This is a genomic window from Embleya sp. NPDC020886 (genome assembly GCF_044333915.1).
In the GTDB taxonomy this organism is placed as follows: Bacteria; Actinomycetota; Actinomycetes; order Streptomycetales; family Streptomycetaceae; genus Embleya.
Genome location: NZ_JBIRRX010000017.1, coordinates 90661 through 113946, shown reverse-complemented (window position 1 = coordinate 113946; position 23286 = coordinate 90661). Strand labels below are relative to the sequence as shown.

General features: G+C 73.1%; 2 protein-coding genes and 1 pseudogene. All 3 read left to right on the top strand.

All coding sequences use genetic code 11. The annotated features are described in order from the left end of the window. Positions 1-64 precede the first annotated feature (64 nt). The 3 genes and pseudogenes from ACH4U8_RS38735 to ACH4U8_RS38725 all read left to right on the top strand — a co-directional run bounded on the left by ACH4U8_RS38735 (position 65) and on the right by ACH4U8_RS38725 (position 23242). Positions 65-9637, top strand: a complete 9573-nt coding sequence (locus ACH4U8_RS38735) for a type I polyketide synthase (RefSeq protein ID WP_395782831.1) — start codon at positions 65-67, stop codon at positions 9635-9637. A 127-nt stretch (positions 9638-9764) separates the two neighbouring features. Continuing rightward, positions 9765-17954: pseudogene (locus tag ACH4U8_RS38730) on the top strand (type I polyketide synthase); the annotation flags it as partial. A gap of 296 nt (positions 17955-18250) precedes the next feature. Next, positions 18251-23242, top strand: a complete 4992-nt coding sequence (locus tag ACH4U8_RS38725; protein ID WP_395782869.1) for an acyltransferase domain-containing protein — start codon at positions 18251-18253, stop codon at positions 23240-23242. Positions 23243-23286 lie beyond the last annotated feature (44 nt).

Here is a 23286-nt window from a genome sequence, read left to right as displayed (position 1 = left end):
CGGGCACCCACGACTTGCACCACGACCACGGCGAATCCGCTGCACGGAAAAGGCAGATACCCCCATGGCGAACGAAGAGAAGCTGCGTGACTACCTCACCCGGGTGACCGCCGACCTGCACCAGGCCCGGCGCCGCCTGCGGGAGAACGAGGAAGCCCGAAACGAACCGATCGCCGTGGTCGGGATCGGCTGCCGACTGCCCGGCGGCGTGCACTCGGCGGCGGACCTGTGGCAACTGGTGGCCGAGGGCCGCGACGCGATCGGCGGCTTCCCCGCCGACCGCGGCTGGGACCTGGACGGCCTGTACGACGCGGACCCGGATGCGGTCGGCAAGACGTACACGCGGCAGGGCGGTTTCCTCTACGACGCGGCGGAGTTCGACGCGGGCTTCTTCGGCCTCTCGCCCCGTGAGGCGCTCGGGGCGGACCCCCAGCAGCGGCTGCTCCTGGAGACCGCGTGGGAGGCCCTGGAGGACGCCGGGATCGATCCGGCGGCCGTCCGCGGCTCCGCCACCGGGGTGTTCGCCGGCGTGATCGCCCAGGAGTACACCCCACGCCTGTACAAGAGCACACCCGACCGGGTGGACGGCTACGTGCTGACCGGCAGCACCACCAGCGTGGCGTCCGGTCGGATCTCCTACACCTTCGGCTTCGAGGGCCCGGCGGTGACCGTGGACACCGCGTGCTCGTCGTCGCTGGTCGCGCTGCACCTGGCCGCCCAGTCGTTGCGCTCGGGCGAGTGCGATCTCGCCCTCGCGGGCGGTGCGACGGTGATGGCCTCACCCGGGATGTTCGTCGAGTTCGCCCGCCAGCGCGGCCTGTCGGCGGACGGCCGCTGCAAGGCGTTCGCGGGCGCCGCCGACGGCACCGGCTGGGCCGAGGGCGTGGGACTGCTCGTCCTCGAACGGCTCTCCGACGCGCGCCGGGCCGGCCGCCGGGTGCTCGCGGTGATCCGCGGCAGCGCGGTCAACCAGGACGGCACCAGCAGCCAACTGACCGCCCCCAACGGCCCGTCGCAACAGCGGGTGATCCGCCGGGCCCTGACGAACGCGGGGCTCACCCCGGCCGACGTGGACGTGGTCGAGGCGCACGGCACCGGCACCCGACTCGGCGACCCGATCGAGGCACAGGCACTGATCGCCACCTACGGCCGCGACCGGGCCCCGGAACGCCCGCTGTGGCTGGGTTCGTTGAAGTCCAACATCGGCCACGCACAGGCCGCCGCCGGGGTGGCGGGCGTGATCAAGATGATCCAGGCACTCCGGCACGGCGTATTGCCCAGGACGCTGCACGTGGACGAGCCCACCACCCATGTGGACTGGTCGGCGGGCGCGGTGCGGTTGTTGACGCAGGCCCAACCGTGGCCGGACACGGCCGCACCCCGCCGGGCGGCGGTATCCGCCTTCGGCGTCAGCGGTACCAACGCACACGTGATCCTGGAACTGCCCGACGAGGACCGCGAGTCCGCTCCGACTCCCGCGCAGGTGGCCGCGCCGTCGACTCCGTGGGTGCTCTCCGGCAAGTCGGCTGCGGCGCTGCGGGCCCAGGCAGCCCGCCTGGCGGACCGGCTCGACGCGGGTGCGGGCGTCCGGGAGATCGGCTTCTCGCTCGCCACCTCGCGCTCGGTCTTCGCCGAACGCGCGGTCGTGCTCGGCGCGAACTCCGCCGCACTGGGCACCGGGCTCGGCGCGTTGGCGCGCGGCGAATCGATACCGGGCGTGGTCACCGGCTCGGGGGACGTGACCGGCCGGACGGTGTTCGTTTTTCCCGGTCAGGGTTCGCAGTGGGTGGGGATGGCGGCCGGTCTGTACGCGCAGTCCCCGGTGTTCGCGGCTCGTTTCGGGGAGTGCGCGAAAGCCCTGGAGTCGTTTGTGGATTGGTCGCCGGTGGATGTGTTGACCGGTGTGGAGGGTGTGCCGTCGTTGGATCGGGTGGATGTGGTCCAGCCGGTGTTGTGGGCGGTGTTGGTGTCGCTGGCCGAAGTGTGGCGGTCGTACGGGGTGGTGCCGGATGCGTTGGTGGGTCATTCGCAGGGTGAGATCGCGGCGGCGGTGGTGGCGGGCGGGTTGACGCTGGAGGACGGCGCACGGGTGGTCGCACTGCGCAGCCGGGCGATCGTGGCGTTGTCGGGTCGTGGCGGGATGGCTTCGGTGGCGTTGCCCGAGTCGGACGTGGCGGCGCGGATCGTTCGGTGGGACGGGCGGATCTCGGTCGCGGCGGTGAACGGCCCGGGGCAGGTGGTCGTGTCGGGTGAGCCCGAGGCCCTGGAAGAGTTGGTCGCGTCGGTGACGGCCGAGGGTGGTCGGGCCCGCTTGATTCCGGTGGACTACGCGTCGCATTCGGCCCAGGTGGAGGAGATCCGGGAGCGGATCGTGGCCGATCTGGCCGGGCTCGCGCCGGTGTCCGGGACGGTCCCGGTGTGGTCGACGGTGACCGGCGACTGGATCGATACGGCGCGGCTGGACGGCGTTTATTGGGCGACCAACCTGCGCGAGACGGTGCGGTTCGCGGCGGCGGTGCGGGGGCTCGTGGCGGCGGACCACGGCGTCTTCGTCGAGGTGAGCCCGCATCCCGTGCTCACCGCCGCGATCCAGGACACCCTGGAGGAGGTCGATGCGGCCGACGCCGTGGTCGTCGGCACGCTGCGCCGGGACCAGGGCGACCTGCTTCGGCTGCACACCTCGCTGGCCGAGGCGTTCGTACGTGGTGTGCCGGTCGCCTGGGAGGCCGCGTTCGAGGCGGGCGCGGTCGAGCGGGTGGACCTGCCGACGTACGCGTTCCAGCGCGAGCGGTTCTGGCTGGACACGGGCGAGTACGCGCCACCGCCTGCCGCGGCGGCCGTCGACTCCGGGTTCTGGGACCTCGTCGCCGGGGGTGACCGGGCCGGCCTGTCCGCCGCGCTCGGCGACGTCGACGGCGATCTGAGCGAGCCGCTGGATGCGGTACTGCCCGCCTTGTCGTCGTGGTGGGACCGCCGCCGTACCGACGCGGGCACCGACGCGTGGCGGCATCGCCTCGTCTGGCGCCCGGTGGCCGGTGTGCCCGAGGGCAGGCTTGCCGGAACCTGGCTGCTGCTGGTCCCGGAGGGATCGCCGGCCGAGCCGTGGGCCGAGTGGTTCGGCACCGCGCTGGCCGCGTCCGGGGGCCGGGTGCGGCCCGTGATGGTCGAGCGGGATCGGGCGGACCGGGCGGCGCTGGCCGCGCTGTCGACGGCGGCCGTGGCGGCGGCCGACGGGTCGGTGGCCGGGATCGTGTCGCTGCTCGCGCTCGCCGAGGGCTCCGTCGCCGGCTTCGCGGCGGTGCCGTGGGGCGCGGCGGCGACGGTGGCGCTGGTCCAGGGCCTGGGCGACGCGGGCGTGTCGGCGCCGGTCTGGGCGGTCACGAGCGGTGCGGTCTCGGTCGGCGACGGCGATCCGGTGCGGGTGCCCGAACAGGCCCAGGTGTGGGGCTTCGGCGGCATCGCCGCAGCCGAACTACCCGATCTCTGGGCCGGCTTGATCGATTTGCCGGAGCGGGTCCCGGCCGGCGCCGGGTCGGCCCGGTTGGCCTCGGTGTTGTCCGGCGCGGCCGGCGAGAACGAGATCGCGGTGCGCGGCTCGGCGGTGTGGGCCCGCCGGTTGGTCCGGGCGCCGCACGCCGCCGGTGTCGCGGCCGAGTCCTGGCAGCCGTCGGGCACCGTACTGATCACCGGTGGCACCGGCGCGCTGGGCGGTCATGTGGCCCGCCGGTTCGCCGCCCGCGGCGCGGCGCATGTGCTGCTGGTGAGCCGATCGGGGGCCGATGCCCCCGGGGCGAGTGAACTTGCCGCGGACCTGGCCGGGTTCGGCGCCCGGGTCTCGTTCGTGGCCTGCGACGTCGGTGACCGGGATGCCCTGGCGGAGGTACTCGCGGGCATCCCGGCGGAGTTCCCGCTGACCGCCGTCGTACACGCGGCGGCCGTGCTCGACGACGCCCTGATCGCCGATCTGACCGTCGATCAGCTCGACCGCGTATTGCGGGTCAAGGTGGACGGCGCCCGCCACCTGGACGAACTCACCCGCGACCTGGACCTGTCCGCGTTCGTGCTGTTCTCCTCGCTCGCCGGCATCTGCGGCGTGCCCGGTCAGGGCAACTACGCGCCCGGCAACGCCCACCTCGACGCACTGGCCGCCCGCCGCCGGGCCGCCGGGCTGCCCGCGACGGCGATCTCGTGGGGCCACTGGGCCGGCGGCGGGATCGCCGCACCCGAGGTCGAACAGCGGCTGGCCCGCCAGGGTTTGCGGATGCTCGACCCCGAACCGGCCATCCGGGTCCTGGAACAGGTGCTGGACGCCGACGAATCCCACCTGACGGTGTGCGACATCGACTGGGACGTGCTCTTTCGCGGCCGACCCGCGCCGCTGGTCGCCGAGTTGCTCCAGGCGGGCGGCCCGCACCCCGCCGCCCCCGCGTCGACCCCCGCCGCACCGGGCGGCGACACCCTCGCGGATCGGCTGACCGGGCTCACCGGCGCCGATCGACTGCGGTTCCTGGTCGAGGTGGTGCGCACCCAGGCGGCGGTCGTCCAGGGACATCGTGGTGCCGCCGCGGTGGATCCCGGGAAGCCGTTCCGCGACCAGGGGTTCGACTCGTTGACGGCGGTCGAGCTGCGCAATCGGCTGGCCGCCGAGACCGGCCTGCGGCTGCCCGCGACGCTGGTCTTCGACTACCCGACCCCGAACGTGCTCGCCGAATACCTGCACGGCGAACTCGTCGGTCGCGTCACCACGACCGACGACGCCACGGCGCAGGGCGACGTGCGCGCCGACGACCCGATCGTGATCGTCGGGATGGCCTGCCGGCTCCCGGGCGGGGTGACCTCGCCCGCCGATCTGTGGCGGCTGGTGGACGCCGGTACGGACGCCGTGGGCGAATTCCCCACCGACCGGGGCTGGGACGTCGACGGGTTGTACGACCCCGACCCGGATCGGGTGGGCACCTCGTACACCCGTCGTGGCGCCTTCCTGCCGGACGCGACCGAGTTCGACAGCGCGTTCTTCGGCATCTCGCCGCGCGAGGCGCTCGCCATGGATCCGCAGCAGCGGCTGCTCCTGGAGACCGCGTGGGAGGCGTTCGAGCGGGCCGGGATCAACCCCGACACCCTGGTCGGCAGCCGGACCGGCGTGTTCGCCGGGATGGCCGGGCACGACTACGGGCGCGGACCGGCCGAGCCGCCACGGGAGTTGGAGGGCTATCTCGGCACCGGGAGCGCGGGCAGCGTCGCGTCCGGCCGGATCTCCTATTCGTTCGGCTTCGAGGGCCCGGCGGTGACGGTGGACACCGCGTGCTCGTCCTCGCTGGTGGCGCTGCACCTGGCCGCCCAGTCGTTGCGCTCGGGGGAGAGCGATCTCGCGTTGGCCGGCGGCGTCGCGGTGATGGCCACACCGGGGATGTTCGTCGAGTTCTCCCGGCAGCGCGGGTTGTCCGTGGACGGCCGCTGCAAGGCATTCGCCGGTGCCGCCGACGGGACGGGTTGGGCCGAGGGCGTCGGCCTCCTCCTGCTCGAACGCCGCTCGGATGCGCGGCGTTATGGGCATCGGGTGTTGGCGGTGGTGCGGGGCAGTGCGGTGAATCAGGACGGTGCGTCGAATGGGTTGACGGCGCCGAATGGTCCGTCGCAGCAGCGGGTGATTCGGCAGGCGTTGGCGAATTCGGGGCTGGCGGTCGGTGATGTGGACGCGGTGGAGGCGCATGGGACGGGGACGACGCTGGGTGATCCGATCGAGGCGCAGGCCCTGTTGGCGACCTATGGTCAGGGTCGGTCGGCCGAAGAGCCTTTGTGGTTGGGCTCGTTGAAGTCGAATATCGGGCATGCGCAGGCCGCGGCGGGGGTGGCCGGGGTGATCAAGATGGTCGAGGCGTTGCGACACGGCGTGTTGCCGAAGACGTTGCATGTGGACGAGCCGAGTCCGCATGTGGACTGGTCGGCGGGCGCGGTGCGGTTGTTGACGCAGGCTCGGCCGTGGCCGGAGACCGGGCGACCGCGTCGGGCGGCGGTGTCGGCGTTCGGGGTGAGCGGGACCAATGCCCACGTCATCCTCGAACTGCCCGAGGACGCGGAGCAGGAGATCGAAGAGGGTACGACCCGACCTGCGGTCGAGGTGCTGCCCTGGGTGTTGTCGGGGCGGACCCGGGACGCGTTGCGGGCACAGGCCGGCCGCATCCGAGGCGTACTGCACCAGGACCCCGTGGACGTCGGCTTCTCGCTGGTCGCCTCCCGCGCGCTGTTCCCCGAACGGGCCGTGCTGATCGCCGATACGACGTCGCGCGCGCCGAGCCTGGCTGCGGTCGCGGGCGGCGAGGGCGCGGCGGGCGTGGTGACCGGGTCGGCGGGGCCGGTCGGGAAGACGGTGTTCGTCTTTCCCGGTCAGGGTTCGCAGTGGGTCGGGATGGCGGCGGAACTCCATGCGCAGTCCCCGGTCTTCGCCGCGCGTTTCGGGGAGTGCGCGAAGGCGTTGCAGTCGTTTGTGGATTGGTCGCCGGTCGAGGTCTTGACGGGTGCGGAGGGTGCGCCGCCGTTGGATCGGGTGGATGTGGTCCAGCCGGTTTTGTGGGCGGTGTTGGTGTCGCTGGCCGAAGTGTGGCGGTCCTTCGGGGTGCTGCCGGACGCGCTGGTGGGTCATTCGCAGGGTGAGATCGCGGCGGCGGTGGTGGCCGGCGGGCTGTCCGTATCGGATGGCGCCCGTGTGGTCGCACTGCGCAGTCGGGCGATCATCGCGTTGTCGGGTCGTGGCGGGATGGGTTCGGTGGCGTTGCCGGAGTCGGAGGTCCGTGAGCGGATTGCCGGGTGGGACGGGCGGATCTCGGTCGCGGCGGTGAACGGCCCGGGTCAGGTGGTCGTGTCGGGGGAGCCCGAGGCCCTGGAAGAGTTGGTCGCGTCGGTGACGGCCGAGGGAGGCCGGGCCCGTCTGATCCCCGTGGACTACGCGTCGCATTCGGCGCAAGTCGACGCAATTCGTCGGGAGATCGTGGCCGATCTGGCCGCAATCATGCCGGTGTCGGGGACGGTTCCGGTGTGGTCGACGGTGACCGGCGACTGGATCGACACCGCTGTGATGGATGCCGCCTACTGGGCGACGAACCTGCGCGAGACGGTTCGCTTCGAGGAGGCCACTCGGGGTCTGGCGGCTTCGGGGCACGGGGTGTTCGTGGAGGTGAGCCCGCATCCGGTGTTGACCACGGCGATCGAGGCGACGTTGGACGAGGCGGGTACGGAGAACCCGGTCGTGGTCGGCACGTTGCGTCGTGACCAGGGTGGCGTGCAGCGCCTGTACACCTCACTCGCCGAAGCCTTCGTGCGGGGCGTGCCGGTCGACTGGACCGCCGCCTTCGCCGGTGCCCGACCGCGCCCGGTCGAACTGCCCACGTATCCCTTCGAGCGCAAGCGCTACTGGCTCGACGCCGTCACCCCGGCCGGGGCGGCGACGACAGGTGGTGGCGCGGGCTCGGGGGCGGCGATCGACGCGGCGTTCTGGGCGCTCGTGGAGAGTGGCGACCGGGCCGGACTGGCCGAAGCGCTGGGCGCGGACGCCTCGGCGGAGACGCTGGGCGCGGTGTTGCCCGCGCTGTCCTCGTGGTGGGACCGCACCCGGTCCGGCGCCGCCGTCGACGCGTGGCGGCATCGCATCGTCTGGCGCCCGGTCGGCGGTCCCGGAGTCGGCGGCCTGCGCGGCACGTGGTTGCTCGTGGTGCCGGAGGAGCCGGCCGCGATCGGGTGGGCGGACTTCCTGACGCCGCTGCTGAGCGCCGCCGGTGCTCGGGTCGAGCGGGTGTCGGTGGCGCATGACCTGGCCGAGCGGGCCGCGTTGCGGGTCCTGCTGACAGGACAGCACGAGTCGCTCGCGGGTGTCGTGTCGCTGTTGGCCCTGGCCGAGGGCACCGTGCCCGGGTTCGACGCGGTGCCCTGGGGCGCGGCCGCGACGGTGGCGCTGGTCCAGGCGCTCGACGATGCCGGGGTGTCGGCGCCGCTCTGGGCGGTCACCAGCGGTGCGGTGTCGGCGGGCCCGGCGGATCGGGTGCGGGTGCCCGAGCAGGCGTTGGTGTGGGGCTTCGGCGGGGTCGTCGCGGCCGAGAGTCCGCGGTCCTGGGGCGGTTTGGTCGACCTGCCGGGCGAGTACCCGGGCCCGGACGCCGAATCCCCGGTGTGGGCCCGCCTGTCGGCGGTGCTGGCCGGAGCGGTGGACGAAAAGGACGTCGCGGTGCGGCCGACCGGCGTCTGGGGACGTCGGTTGGTGCGTGCGCCGCTCGGTGCCGCCCGACCGGCCGGGAATTGGCGGCCGTCCGGCACCGTCCTGGTGACCGGTGGCACCGGGGCACTGGGTGGGCATGTGGCCCGCTGGGTCGCGGCGCGCGGGGCCGAACACGTGCTCCTGGTCAGCCGGACCGGCGCGGCTGCGCCCGGCGCGGCGCGGCTGGCCGCGGAGATCGGCGCACTGGGCGCCCGGGTGTCCTTCGCCTCGTGCGACGTGGGGGATCGGGACGCACTGGCCGGCGTACTGGCCGACGTTCCGGCGGAGTTCCCGCTGACCGCGGTATTGCACGCGGCGGCGATCCTGGACGACGCGGTGATCGGCGACCTGACCCCGGACCAGCAGCAGCGGGTGTTGCGGGTCAAGGTGGACGGCGCCCGCCATCTCGACGAACTCACCCGGGACGCGGACCTGTCGGCATTCGTGCTGTTCTCCTCGGTGGCCGGCCTGTGCGGAGTCCCCGGGCAGGGCAACTACGCGCCGGGGAACGCGTATCTGGACGCCCTCACCGCCCGTCGTCGGGCCGACGGGCTGCCCGCGACCTCGGTGTCCTGGGGGCACTGGGCCGGGGGTGGGATCGCCGCGCCGGAGATCGAGGAGCGCCTCGGTCGACAGGGGCTGACCATGCTCGATCCGGCGCTCGCGGTCGAGGCGCTCGGACGGATCCTGGACGCGGACGAGAGCCACCTGACGGTGTGCGACATCGACTGGGACGTGTTGTTCCGGGACCGTCCACACCCACTGGTGGCGGAACTCCTGCGCACACCCGCCGGATCGGCCCGATCCGTAGGCCCGACCGCGACCGTCGGATCGGCCGAGTCGGCGGCGGACAGGCTCACCGCGACGCTCGCCGACCTGGCTCGGGAGGAGCGCCGGCCGCACCTGGTCGCACTGGTGCGCACCCAGGCGGCGATCGTGCACGGGCACACCTCCGCCGACGCGGTGGCGGCCGGGAAGCCGTTCCGCGACCAGGGGTTCGACTCGTTGACGGCGGTCGAGCTGCGCAATCGGCTGACCGCCGAGACCGGCCTGCGGCTGCCCGCGACGCTGGTCTTCGACTACCCGACCCCGAACGTGCTCGCCGAATACCTGCACGGCGAACTCGTCCCGGACCTGCTCCCCGACGCCGACGCGGTGCGGGCCGAGATCGACCGGCTGGAGGCGCTGCTCGCGCACGCCGCCGCCGGCGATCCGGCCGAGCATGCGGCGACGGCGGTACGGCTGACCGAGATCGCCGCCCGCTGGGCCGCCGGCGCGGCGTCGGCCGGCGATCCGGAAGGGGCCGAAGTCGCGGGCATCGCCGAGGAGATCGACTCGGCCACCGACGACGAGCTCATCGAATTCATCGGCAAGCAGTTCGGCATCTCCTGACTTGTCGGTCCCCGCGAAAGGCACAACCACCATGAGCGACCAGCAGATCCGCCACCTGCTCAAGCGGCTCACCGTCGAGCTGCACGACACCCGGGAACAACTCAAGGAGGCGCAACACCCGACGCCCGAGCCGATCGCGATCGTCTCGGCGGCCTGCCGGCTGCCCGGTGGCGCCGAATCGCCCGAGCAGTTGTGGCGCATCCTGGCCGAAGGCATCGACGTGGTCGGCGACTTCCCGCAGGACCGCGGCTGGGACGTCGAGGAGCTGTACGATCCCGATCCCGATCGACCCGGCAAGTCGTACACCCGGCAGGGCGCGTTCCTGCCCGACATCGCCGGTTTCGACGCCGAGTTCTTCGGCATCTCGCCGCGCGAGGCACTCGCCACGGACCCGCAACACCGGCTTCTGCTGGAGACCGCCTGGGAGCTGTTCGAGCGGGTCGGCATCGATCCCGGCACGCTGGCGGGCAGCCGGACCGGGGTATTCGCGGGCCTGAACGGGCAGGACTACGCGGCTCGGCTGACCGAGGTGCCCGACGAGGTCGGCGGCTACATCGGCAACGGCAACGCGGCCAGCGTCGCGTCCGGGCGGATCGCCTACTCGTTCGGCTTCGAGGGCCCGGCGGTCACCGTGGACACCGCGTGCTCGTCCTCGCTGGTCGCGCTGCACCTGGCGGCGCACGCGCTGCGCGGCGGCGAATGCGACCTCGCGCTCGCGGGCGGGGTGACCCTGATGGCCTCGCCGCTGGGATTCACCGAGTTCTCCCGGCAGCGCGGCCTGGCCCCGGACGGCCGGTGCAAGGCGTTCGCCGGTGCGGCCGACGGCACCGGATGGTCCGAGGGCACCGGCCTGGTGCTGGTGGAACGGCTGGCGGACGCCCGGCGACTGGGCCACCCGGTGCTCGCCGTGCTGCGCGGCAGCGCGGTCAACCAGGACGGGGCGTCCAACGGTCTGACCGCGCCGAACGGCCCGTCCCAGCAGCGGGTGATCCGGCAGGCACTGCGCAACGCCCGACTGAACGCGGCCGACATCGACGCGGTCGAGGCGCACGGCACCGGGACCACGCTCGGCGACCCGATCGAGGCGCAGGCGCTCATCGCGACCTACGGCAAGGACCGCCCCGAGGACCGGCCGCTGTGGATCGGTTCGGCCAAGTCCAACATCGGGCACACCCAGGCCGCCGCCGGGATCGTCGGCGTGATCAAGATGATCGAGGCGATGCGGCACGGCGTGTTGCCCAAGACGCTGCACGTGGACGAGCCGACGCCGCACGTGGACTGGTCGGCGGGCACGGTCCGGCTGCTCACCGAGGCACGCGCGTGGCCGGAGACGGGACGCCCGCGTCGGGTCGGGATCTCCGCGTTCGGCGCGAGCGGCACGAACGCGCACCTGATCCTGGAGCAGCCCGAAGCCGTCGAGGCGGCCGAGCGGCACGGAAACGCGCTTCCCGCCGCACCCTGGCTGCTCTCCGCCCGAACCCCCGCCGCGTTGCGCGCCCAGGCCGCCCGACTCGCCGCGCACCTGCGCGAGGCCGAGGCCCAGGCGAGCGACCCGGCGGACATCGGCCATTCGCTGGCCACCTCCCGGGCCGCGTTCGACGAGCGCGCGGTGCTGGTCGCCGGCGAGCCGGCCGGGTTCCTGGCCGGCCTCGACGCACTCGCTGCCGACACGCCGAGCACCGGCGTGGTGCGTGGTTCGGCCGTCGGATCCGGCGCACTCGCCTACCTGTTCACCGGTCAGGGCAGCCAGCGGGTCGGCATGGGCCGCGAACTGTACGACGCCTACCCGGTGTTCGCCGCCGCGTTCGACGAGATCGCCGCGGCGCTGGATCGCGAACTCGCCGGCCACGTGCCGCATCCGCTGCGCGACGTGGTGTTCGGCGTCGCCGAGGACGCGGCCGAGCAACTGGATCGCACCGTGTACGCGCAGCCCGCCCTCTTCGCGATCGAGGTCGCGCTCCACCGGCTGTACGCGTCGTGGGGCCTGCGACCGGACTTCGTCACCGGACACTCGCTCGGCGAACTCAGCGCCGCACACGTCGCGGACGTGCTCTCGATCGCCGACGCGGCGACGCTGGTGGCGGCCCGGGCCCGGCTGATGCAGGCGATGCCGACCACCGGCGCGATGATCGCGATCCAGGCCACCGAGACGGAGGCCGCCGCCGCGCTGGCCGAGCAGGTGGACCTGGTCGGCATCGCGGCGATCAACGGACCGCACTCGATCGTGCTCTCCGGCGACGCCGACGCGGCCCTCGCGGTCGCCGCCGGTTTCGCCGAGCAGGGCCGCAAGACCAAGCGGCTGCGGGTCAGCCACGCGTTCCACTCGCCGCTGATGATCGGCATGCTCGCCGAGTTCGAGCGGATCGCGGCCGGCCTCACCTACCGGGCCCCACGCATCCCGGTGGTCTCCAACCTCACCGGTCGGCCCGTCGGCATCGAGGAGCTCGGCGATCCCGGCCACTGGGTGGCCCATGTGCGCCACGCGGTCCGCTTCAAGGACGTGATCGACCACCTCGCGGCGGCCGGCGTCACCACCTATCTGGAGCTCGGCCCGGACGGCGTGTTGACCGCGATGGCTCAGGACACCCTGGCCGAGACACCCGCTGCCGAGGAGAGTGCGTTCGCCGCGGCGCTGCGCCGCGATCGGCCGGAGCCGGACACCGCGCTGCTCGCACTGGGCACCGCGTACACGCACGGCGCCGACGTCGACTGGTCCGCCCTGTACGCCGGTTCCGATGCCCGCCGGGTCGACCTGCCCACCTACGCGTTCCAGCACCGCCGCTTCTGGATCGACCAACCCGCGAGCGGCGCCACGAACGCGGCGGGGCTCGGCCTCGTGGCGGCGGACCACCCCTTGGTGGCCGCGTCGTTGCGGGTCGCCGGCGGCGAGGACGCGGCGGCGGACGGCGGCACCGAGACGGTGCTGCTGACCGGCCGACTGTCCCTGCGCACCCATCCGTGGCTGGCCGACCACGTCGTGTTCGGCTCGGCCCTGGTGCCCGGAACGGCCTTCGTGGAAGCGGCGATCCGCGCCGGTGACGAGGTCGGCCTGGACACCGTGGACGAGTTGGTGATCGAGGCGCCGCTGATCCTGCACGAGCGGGACGCGGTGCACCTCCAAGTGGTCGTCGGCGGCTCCACCGGCGAGCCGGCCGACCGGCGGTCGATCGCGGTGTACGCCCGGCCGGAGCAGGCCGAGCCGGACACGCCGTGGGTGCGGCACGCGGCCGGTTTCCTGGTCGCGTCCGAGGACACGCCGCGCGCCGCCGCCGAGCCCGAGCAGTGGCCGCCGGTCGGGGCGACGGCGCTCGACGTGAGCGGGGCCTACGCCGCGCTCGCGGAGGCCGGGATCGGGTACGGGCCGACCTTCCGGGGCCTGCGGGCCGCCTGGCGGCTCGGCGACGAACTGCTCGCCGAGGTCGCCCTGCCCGCCGAAGCGCATCCGGACGCGGCCCGGTTCGGCATCCACCCGGCGCTTTTCGACGCGGCTCTGCACCTCGCGTCGGTGCGCGACCTGGACGAGTCGGCGGCGGAAGCGGGCCGTCGACTGCCGTTCGTCTGGAACGGGGTACGGCTGCACGCCGCCGGCGCGACCGCGCTGCGCGTTCGGATCGCGATGACCGGTCCGGGCGAACTGACCTTCCGGGCCGCCGACGCGAGCGGCGCCCCGGTGGCATCGATCGAGGCTTTGGCCACCCGGCCGGTGACGGCGGATCAGCTCGACGCGTCGCGTTCGGCGGGGCAGGACACCCTGTTCGAGCCGGGCTGGGTCGAACTACCCGCGACGGTGGGCATCGAGCCCGGCTCGGATACCGAGTCGCTCGACGACGGCACCCTCGTGGTCGCGGTCGAGACCGGGCCGGAGGACATTCTCGCCGCCGCGCACCGGGAGAGCGCCCGTGTGCTGGCCGTGCTCCAGGGCGACGCCGAGCGTGTCCTGGTACTCACCCGCGGCGCGTTCGCCGTGGCCGACGGCGACGCTCCCGACCCGGCCGGCGCGGCGGTGGCCGGCCTGGTCCGCTCGGCCCAGTCCGAACAGCCGGGTCGGATCGTACTGATCGACCTCGACCGGGACGACCTCGCCGCACCGACCGGCCTCGGCGCCGCGTACGCGACCGCACTGGCCACCGACGAACCGCAACTCGCGCTGCGTGCGGGCGCGTTGCACGTCCCGCGCCTGCGCCGGCCCGTATCGCTCGATCCGCGCGAGGTGCGCGGCTGGGATCCGGACGGCACGGTCCTGATCACCGGCGGCGTCGGCGTGCTCGGCGCACTGCTGGCCCGCCATTTGGTGGTCGAACACGGCCTGCGCCGGCTGTTGTTGACCGGCCGTCGGGGGTTTCACACACCCGGTGCGGGTGATCTGGTCGCCGAGCTGACCGGGCTCGGTGCGCAGGTGACCGTCGTGGCGACGGACGTGTCCGACCGGGAGGCGCTGGCCGCGCTGCTCGCGAGCGTGCCGGTGGCCCATCCGCTGACCGCCGTCGTGCATGCGGCGGGGGTCATCGACGACGGTGTGCTCGACGCGCTCACCCCCGAGCGGCTGGCCGCGGTGCTCCGGCCCAAGGCCGACGCGAGTTGGCATCTGCACGAGCTGACCCGCGAACATGACCTGGCGGGCTTCGTGTTGTTCTCCTCGGTGGCGGCCGTACTCGGCGGCCCCGGCCAGGGAAACTACGCGGCGGCCAACAGCTTCCTGGACGCACTCGCCGCCCGCCGCCGTGCCGCCGGGCTGCCCGCGATCTCGCTGGCCTGGGGCATGTGGGCCGAGGCGGGCGGGATGACCGCGCACCTGGCCGACGCGGATCGCCGGCGCGCGGCCCGAGCCGGGATCCGCGCGCTGGCCTCGACGGACGGGCTGCGGCTGTTCGACCTGGCGGTGCGGCCGGACGGGGGTTCGATCGAGTCGGACCGGGCCGTCCTGATTCCCGCACCGCTGGACCTGGCCGGCCTGCGCGCCCGGCCGGAAGCGGTCCCGGCGCTGCTGCGCGACCTGGTCCGGCCGCAGCGACGGCAGGCCGCAGCCGCCCAGGCAGCCGGCGCGGCCTCGCTCGCCCGGCGGTTGGCCGCTCTCGGCCCGGCCGAACGCGAACAGGAACTGCTCGACCTGGTCCGCGCGGAGGTCGCCGGCGTGCTCGGCGCGGAGCCGGACGCGGTCGGCGTCCGGCGGGCGTTCAGCGACCTGGGCATGGACTCGCTCACCGCCGTCGAGCTGCGCAACCGGCTCAACACCGGTACCGGCCTGCGGCTGCCCGCGACGCTGGTCTTCGACTACCCGACCCCGGGCGCGCTGGCCGAGTACCTGCGCGGCGAACTGCTCGGCGATCTGCGGGATGAGCCGGTCGCACCGGCCTCCGGCCCGAACCTGCCCACCCCGTCGACGGACGACCCGATCGTCATCGTCGGCATGGCCTGCCGGCTCCCGGGCGGCGTCGCCTCCTCGGCCGACCTGTGGCGCCTGGTCGAAGCCGGCACCGACGCGGTGGGGGAGTTCCCGACCGATCGAGGCTGGGACGTCGAGGAGCTGTTCGACCCGGACCCGGAGGCGGCCGGCAAGTCGTACACCAGGCACGGCGGATTCCTCTACGACGCCGCCGAGTTCGACGCGGGCTTCTTCGAGATCTCGCCGCGTGAGGCGCTGGCCACCGATCCGCAACAGCGGCTGCTCCTGGAGACCACGTGGGAGGTGATCGAGCAGGCCGGCATCGACCCGACGACCCTGCGCGGCAGCCGAACCGGCGTCTTCGCCGGTGTGATGTACCACGACTACGCGCCACATCCGGGCAACGTGCCCAGCACGCTGGAGGGTTACGTCGGCAACGGCAACGCGGGCAGCGTCGCGTCCGGCCGGATCTCCTACTCGTTCGGCTTCGAGGGCCCGGCGGTCACCATCGACACCGCGTGCTCGTCCTCGCTGGTCACCCTGCACCTCGCCGCGCAGTCGTTGCGGCTGGGCGAGAGCGACCTGGCGCTCGCCGGCGGTGTCGCGGTGATGGCCTCGCCCGGCGCGTTCACCGAGTTCTCCCGGCAGCGCGGCTTGTCCGTGGACGGCCGCTGCAAGGCGTTCGCGGGGGCGGCGGACGGCGTCGGCTGGGCCGAGGGCATCGGCATGCTGCTGCTGGAGCGACTCTCGGATGCGCGGCGTTATGGGCATCGGGTGTTGGCGGTGGTGCGGGGCAGTGCGGTGAATCAGGACGGTGCGTCGAATGGGTTGACGGCGCCGAATGGTCCGTCGCAGCAGCGGGTGATTCGGCAGGCGTTGGCGAATTCGGGGCTGGCGGTCGGTGACGTGGATGTGGTGGAGGCGCATGGGACGGGGACGACGCTGGGTGATCCGATCGAGGCGCAGGCCCTGTTGGCGACCTATGGTCAGGGTCGGTCGGCCGAAGAGCCTTTGTGGTTGGGCTCGTTGAAGTCGAATATCGGGCATGCGCAGGCCGCGGCGGGGGTGGCCGGGGTGATCAAGATGGTCGAGGCGTTGCGACACGGTGTGTTGCCGAAGACGTTGCATGTGGACGAGCCGAGTCCGCATGTGGACTGGTCGGCGGGCGCGGTGCGGTTGTTGACGCAGGCTCGGCCGTGGCCGCAGACCGGCCGGCCACGTCGGGCCGGGGTCTCCTCGTTCGGAGTCAGCGGCACCAACGCGCACGTGATCCTGGAACAACCGCCACTGGAGCCCGAACCCGAACCGAACGACCCGCGCCCCGACGTGGTGCTGCCCTGGATCGTGTCCGCCAAGCGGGCCCCGGCGCTGCGCGGACAGGCGGCCAGGCTCGCCGAGTTCGTCACGGCGGCCGACCCCCACCCGGTGGACGTCGGCGCGGCCCTGATCGGCAGCCGGGCCGCGCTCGAAGAGCGCGCCGTGGTGATCGTGGCCCGCGACTCGCCGACCACCGGCCTGGCCGCGCTCGCCCGAGGCGACTCCGCCGCCGGCGTGGTGACCGGATCGGCGACCGGCCCGCTCGGCCGCACGGTGTTCGTCTTCCCCGGCCAGGGCTCGCAGTGGACCGGAATGGCCGCCGAACTGCTGGTCCAGTCCCCGGTGTTCGCGTCCCGATTCGGTGAGTGCGCCAAGGTGTTGGAACCGTTCGTGGACTGGTCGGCCGTCGACGTGCTGACCGGCGTCGAGGGCGCGCCCACGCTGGATCGGGTGGACGTGGTCCAGCCCGTGTTGTGGGCCGTACTGGTCTCGCTGGCGCAAGTGTGGCGCTCGTACGGCGTGACCCCCGATGCCGTGGTCGGCCACTCGCAGGGCGAGATCGCCGCCGCCGTGGTCGCCGGCGGTCTCTCGCTCGCGGACGGCGCTCGGGTCGTCGCGTTGCGCAGTCGGGCGATCGTGGCGCTGTCCGGGCGCGGCGGGATGGCCTCCCTGGCGCTCCCCGAGACCCAGGTCCGGGAGCGCATCGCCCGCTGGGACGGGAAGATCTCGATCGCGGCGGTGAACGGCCCCGGGCAGGTGGTGGTGTCGGGCGAGCCCGAAACGCTCACCGAACTGGTCGACTCGGTCACCGCCGAGGGTGGCCGGGCCCGGTTGATCCCGGTGGACTACGCGTCGCACTCGGCCCACGTGGACGAGATCCGCGAGCGCATCCTGGCCGACCTCGCCCCGATCGTGCCCGTCTCCGGCTCGGTGCCGCTGCGCTCGACGCTCACCGGCGAGTGGCTGGACACCGCGACGATGGACGCCGCCTACTGGGCGGACAACCTCCGCGAGACCGTGCGGTTCGAGGAGGCCACCCGCGGCCTCGCCGCCGCCGGACACGGGGTGTTCGTCGAGGTGAGCCCGCATCCGGTGCTGGTGGCCGCGATCCAGGACACCCTGGAGGACGCCGCGGCGACCCGGTCGCTGGTGGTCGGCACGCTGCGCCGCGACCAGGGCGGCGCGCAGCGCCTGTACACCTCCCTCGCCGAGCTGTGGGTGCGCGGCGTCGACGTCGACTGGAGCACGGCCTACGCCGGGTACCGACCGCGCCGGGTGGAGTTGCCCACCTACGCGTTTCAGCACGAGCGGTACTGGCTGGACGGCAGCCGGACCGCCCGAGGCGACGCCGGCGCACTGCCCGACGAGCCTTCCCGGCCGACCGAGGACGCCGGACCCACCCTGCCGGGTCGACTCGTCGGGTTGACCGGTGCCGAACGAGAGTCCGTCGTCCTGGAGTTCGTCCGCGCCGAGACGGCCGTGGTGCTCGGGCACGGCGACCCGGCCACCGTCGAGCCCGAACGGGCCTTCCGCGAGCTCGGGTTCGATTCGCTGACGGCGGTGGAGCTGCGCAACCGGCTCAACGCGGGGTCGGGACTGCAACTGCCCGCCACGCTGATCTTCGACTACCCGACCCCGGCGGGCGTCGCCGAGTTCCTCGCCGAACAGTCGACGATCGCGACCCCGGGCCTGCCGCTGCCGGCGGCGCTGGCCGAACTCGACCGACTGGACGCCGCGTTGACCGCGGACCTCGGCGACTCGGCCCGCCGGTTGGCGATCATCGACCGACTGCGGGTGCTGGCGAACAAGTGGGGCGAGGCGAGCGTCGTCGCGGCGCCGGTGATCTCCGACGAGATCGACCTGGACAGTGCCAGCGACGAGGAACTCTTCGGCCTGCTCGACGGCGACCTCGAATCCCGCTGATCCCCCCGGACCCCACCAACGCAACCAGGAAAGGCAGTTCCATGGCGGACGAAGAAAAGCTCCGGGGATATCTCAAGCGTGCACTGGCCGACGTCCGCGACGCCCGCAAGCGGGTCCGCGACGTCGAGGCGAGCCGACGCGAGCCGATCGCGATCGTCGGGATGGCCTGCCGGCTGCCCGGCGGTGTCGACTCGCCCGAAGACCTGTGGCGGCTGGTCGATTCCGGCACCGACGCGGTCGGCGAGGCGCCCACCGATCGAGGCTGGGACCTGCGCGACATCTACCACCCGGACCCCGACCGACCCGGCACCACCTATACGACGGCAGGCGCCTTCCTGCCGGACGCCGGGGACTTCGACGCGGCGTTCTTCGGCATCTCGCCCCGTGAGGCGCCGGCCATCGACCCCCAGCAGCGGCTGCTCCTGGAGACCGCGTGGGACGCGTTCGAGCGGGCCGGGATCGACGTCACCGGTCTGCGTCGGAGCCGGACCTCGGTGTTCACCGGGATCGCCGGCATCGATTACGCCCCGGCCCTGGACCAGGTCCCGGAGGAACTGGAGGGCTATCTCGGGACCGGCACGCTGGGCAGCGTGGCGTCCGGCCGGATCTCGTACACCTTCGGCTTCGAGGGCCCTGCGGTGACCGTGGACACCGCGTGCTCGTCGTCGCTGGTGGCGCTGCACCTGGCCGCCCAGTCGCTGCGCGCGGGCGAAAGCGACCTCGCGGTCGCGGGCGGGGCCACGGTGATGGCCTCGCCGATGGGCTACGTCGAGTTCTCCCGGCAACGCGGATTGTCTGTGGACGGCCGCTGCAAGGCGTTCGCCGCGTCGGCGGACGGCACCGGCTGGGCGGAGGGGGTCGGCGTGCTGATCCTGGAGCGGCTCTCCGACGCCGAACGACTCGGCCACCGGGTACTCGCGGTGGTGCGCGGCAGCGCGGTGAACCAGGACGGCGCCTCGAACGGCCTGACCGCGCCCAACGGACCCGCGCAACAACGGGTGATCCGCGAGGCGCTGGCCAACGCCGAACTGGCCACGGGTGACGTGGATGTGGTGGAGGCACACGGGACGGGGACGACGCTGGGTGATCCGATCGAGGCGCAGGCCCTGTTGGCGACCTATGGTCAGGGTCGGTCGGCCGAAGAGCCTTTGTGGTTGGGCTCGTTGAAGTCGAATATCGGGCATGCGCAGGCTGCGGCGGGGGTGGCCGGGGTGATCAAGATGGTCGAGGCGTTGCGACACGGCGTGTTGCCGAAGACGTTGCATGTGGACGAGCCGAGTCCGCATGTGGACTGGTCGGCGGGCGCGGTGCGGTTGTTGACGCAGGCTCGGCCGTGGCCGGAGACCGGGCGACCGCGTCGGGCGGCGGTGTCGGCGTTCGGGGTGAGCGGGACCAATGCCCACGTCATTCTCGAACTCCCCGAGGCCGACGCCGAGATTCCCGCGCGGGACGCCACCCCGGAGCCGGTGACCCTGCCGTGGGTGTTGTCGGCGAAGACGCCGGACGCGCTGCGGGCCCAGGCGGGTCGGCTGACGGATCGGCTCGCCGTGGACCCGTCGCCGCGCACCGCCGACGTGGGCTTCTCGTTGGCGTCCACCCGGGCGACCTTCGGCGAGCGGGCCGTGGTGATCGGCGACCGGGACGCACTGACCGAGGCGCTGGAAGCGGTCCGACGCGGCGACTCGGCGACCGGTGTGGTGACCGGGTCGGCGGGGCCGGTCGGGAAGACGGTGTTCGTGTTTCCCGGGCAGGGTTCGCAGTGGGTGGGGATGGCGGCCGATCTGTACGCGCAGTCCCCGGTGTTCGCGGCTCGTTTCGGGGAGTGCGCGAAAGCCCTGGAGTCGTTTGTGGATTGGTCGCCGGTGGATGTGTTGACCGGTGTGGAGGGTGTGCCGTCGTTGGATCGGGTGGATGTGGTCCAGCCGGTGTTGTGGGCGGTGTTGGTGTCGCTGGCCGAAGTGTGGCGGTCGTACGGGGTGGTGCCGGATGCGTTGGTGGGTCATTCGCAGGGTGAGATCGCGGCGGCGGTGGTGGCGGGCGGGTTGACGCTGGAGGACGGCGCCCGGGTCGTGGCGTTGCGCAGCCGGGCGATCATCGCGTTGTCGGGTCGTGGCGGGATGGGTTCGGTGGCGTTGCCGGAGTCGGAGGTCCGTGAGCGGATTGCCGGGTGGGACGGGCGGATCTCGGTCGCGGCGGTGAACGGCCCGGGGCAGGTGGTCGTGTCGGGTGAGCCCGAGGCCCTGGAAGAGTTGGTCGCGTCGGTGACGGCCGAGGGTGGTCGGGCCCGCTTGATTCCGGTGGACTACGCGTCGCATTCGGCCCAGGTGGAGGAGATCCGGGAGCGGATCGTGGCCGATCTGGCCGGGCTCGCACCGGTGTCGGGGACGGTTCCGGTGTGGTCGACGGTGACCGGCGACTGGATCGACACCGCTGTGATGGATGCCGCCTACTGGGCGACGAACCTGCGCGAGACGGTTCGCTTCGAGGAGGCCACTCGGGGGCTGGCGGCCTCGGGGCACGGGGTGTTCGTGGAGGTGAGCCCGCATCCGGTGTTGACCACGGCGATCGAGGCGACGTTGGACGAGGCGGGTACGGAGAACCCGGTCGTGGTCGGCACGTTGCGTCGTGACCAGGGCGGCGTGCAGCGCCTGTACACCTCACTCGCCGAAGCCTTCGTGCGGGGCGTGCCGGTCGACTGGACCCCGACCTACACCGAACACCAGCCCGATGGCATCGAGTTGCCCACCTACGCGTTCCAGCGCAGGCGCTACTGGCGGGAGACCCCGGCCCGACCTGTGGCCGGTGCCTCGTCGCTGGGTCTACGGGCGGTCGAACATCCCCTGCTCGGCGCGTCGGTGGACACCGGCGAGGGCGACGACGTGTTGTTGACCGGTCGGATCTCGGTGCGTTCGCACCCGTGGCTGGCCGATCACGCCGTTCAGGACACGGTGTTGTTGCCGGCGTCTGTGTTCCTGGAACTCGCCGTGCGAGCCGGGGACGAGGTGGGATCGGGCGCGGTGGACGAACTCGTGATCGAGGCGCCGCTGATTCTGGCGGACCCGGACGCGGCCACGCACCTCCGGGTCGCGGTGGGCACGGCGGCCGAGGACGGGCGGCGCACCTTCGCGGTGTTCTCGCGGGCGGAGTCGGCCGCGGTCGATGCGGAATGGGTGCGGCACGCCGCCGGGTTCCTGACGTCCGAACCGGCCGAGACCGAGGCCGAGACGTCCGCTGTCGGCGTCTGGCCCCCCGCCGACGCGGTCGAGGTGCCGGTCGAGGACGCCTACGAACTGCTGGGCGCCGCCGGGATCGACTACGGGCCGGTGTTCCAGGGGCTCCAGGCGGCCTGGCGCATCGACCGGGCGCTGTTCGCCGAAGTCGCGCTGGCCGAGGAACAGGCCGACGACGCGGCGCGGTTCGGGGTGCATCCGGCGCTGCTCGACGCGACGCTGCACCTTGCGGTGGTGGATGCGCTGCGGCGTGCCGAGGCGGCCGGCGAACCGGCCGCGACCAGCCTGGCCTACGCCTGGAACGACGTGCGGCTGCACGCGACCGGGGCCGCCCGGCTGCGGGTACGGCTCACCCCGGCCGGACCGGACGCGGTCTCGCTGGAGGCAACCGACGAGACCGGGGCGCCGGTGCTCTCGGTCGGGTCGTTGACCTCGCGCCCGGTGCCCGGTGGCCGGCTCGCCACAGACCCCGGAAGCCGACCGCAAGAGGCCGGAGCGGACGCGGCGCACCAGCGCCCCGTACGGCGGACCCGACGGTCGGTGCGCTCCGGGACGGCGAGCGCCGAACCGGCCTTCGCCCGGCGGCTCGCGACGGCGTCCGAGGGCGAGCGGGACGAACTCCTGGCCGATCTCGTGCACACCGAACTCGCCGTCGTGCTCGGCCACTCGCCGGACGAGTCGGTGGACGCCGACCAGGCGTTCCTGGAGGTCGGCCTGGACTCGCTGACCGCCGTGGAACTGCGCAACCGGCTGGCCGGCGCGACCGGTCTGCGGTTGCCCGCCACGGTCACCATCGCGCACCCCACCCCGCGCGCCCTCGCCCTGCATCTGCGTGCCGAACTGGCGGGCCGGGGCGGCTCGCCGGTGGCCCCCACGAGTTCGGAGCCGGCTCCCGTCGAGCGCACCAAGGGTGCGTTGGCCTCCTTCTACGTCCAGTTGTGCGCGGCCGGGAAGTACCTCACCGCGGCCGAGGTGATCATGGCCTCGGCGGGTCTGCGTGCGTCCTTCCCGGAGGCCGAGCGGGATCGGCACGTCAAGCCGGTGCTGCGCTTCGCCTCCGGCGACGCCGGGCCCGCGATCGTTTGCTTCCCGTCGTTGAGCGCGATCTCCGGTCCGCACGAATACGCCCGGTTCGGGCAGGTGTTCCAGGGCGAGCGGGACGTGTTCGTGATCCAGACGCCCGGCTTCGGGGCCGACGAGTCGTTGCCCGACCACGCCGACGCGCTGCTGCGGATGCATGTGGAATCGGTGCGGGCGGCCGTGGGTGATCGGCCGTACATCGTGGTGGGGCGTTCGATGGGCGGCTGCATCGCGCACGAGGTGACCCGCCGACTGGAGGCCGAGGGGGTGCCGCCGATCGCCCTCGGGTTGATCGACACCTTCCCGATCGACACGGCGCTGGTGCCGGGCATGGACTGGTGGCTGCCCGCGATGATCGAGGGTCTCCTGGGCCGGGTGGCGCAGTACGACATGACGCTCGACGACACCAACCTGAGCACGATGGGCCTGTACCAGCGCCTGTTCGCGGACTGGAAGCCGCAGCCGATCGCCACCCCCACGCTGGTCGCCCAGGCGCAGACGCCGGTGGCGGGCACCGTGATCGACCCGGAGGGTCGATGGGACTGGCGGGCGTACTGGCCGCTGCCGCACGACCTGATCGGGGTCACCGGCGACCACTTCACCGTGCTGGAGGACCACGCCGATCTGACGGCGGCGACCATCGTGGACTGGGCGGCCGGGCTCCCCGGCTGACCCGCTCCACCTCCGCAGTGTCACGCAACACCACTACGAGGCTG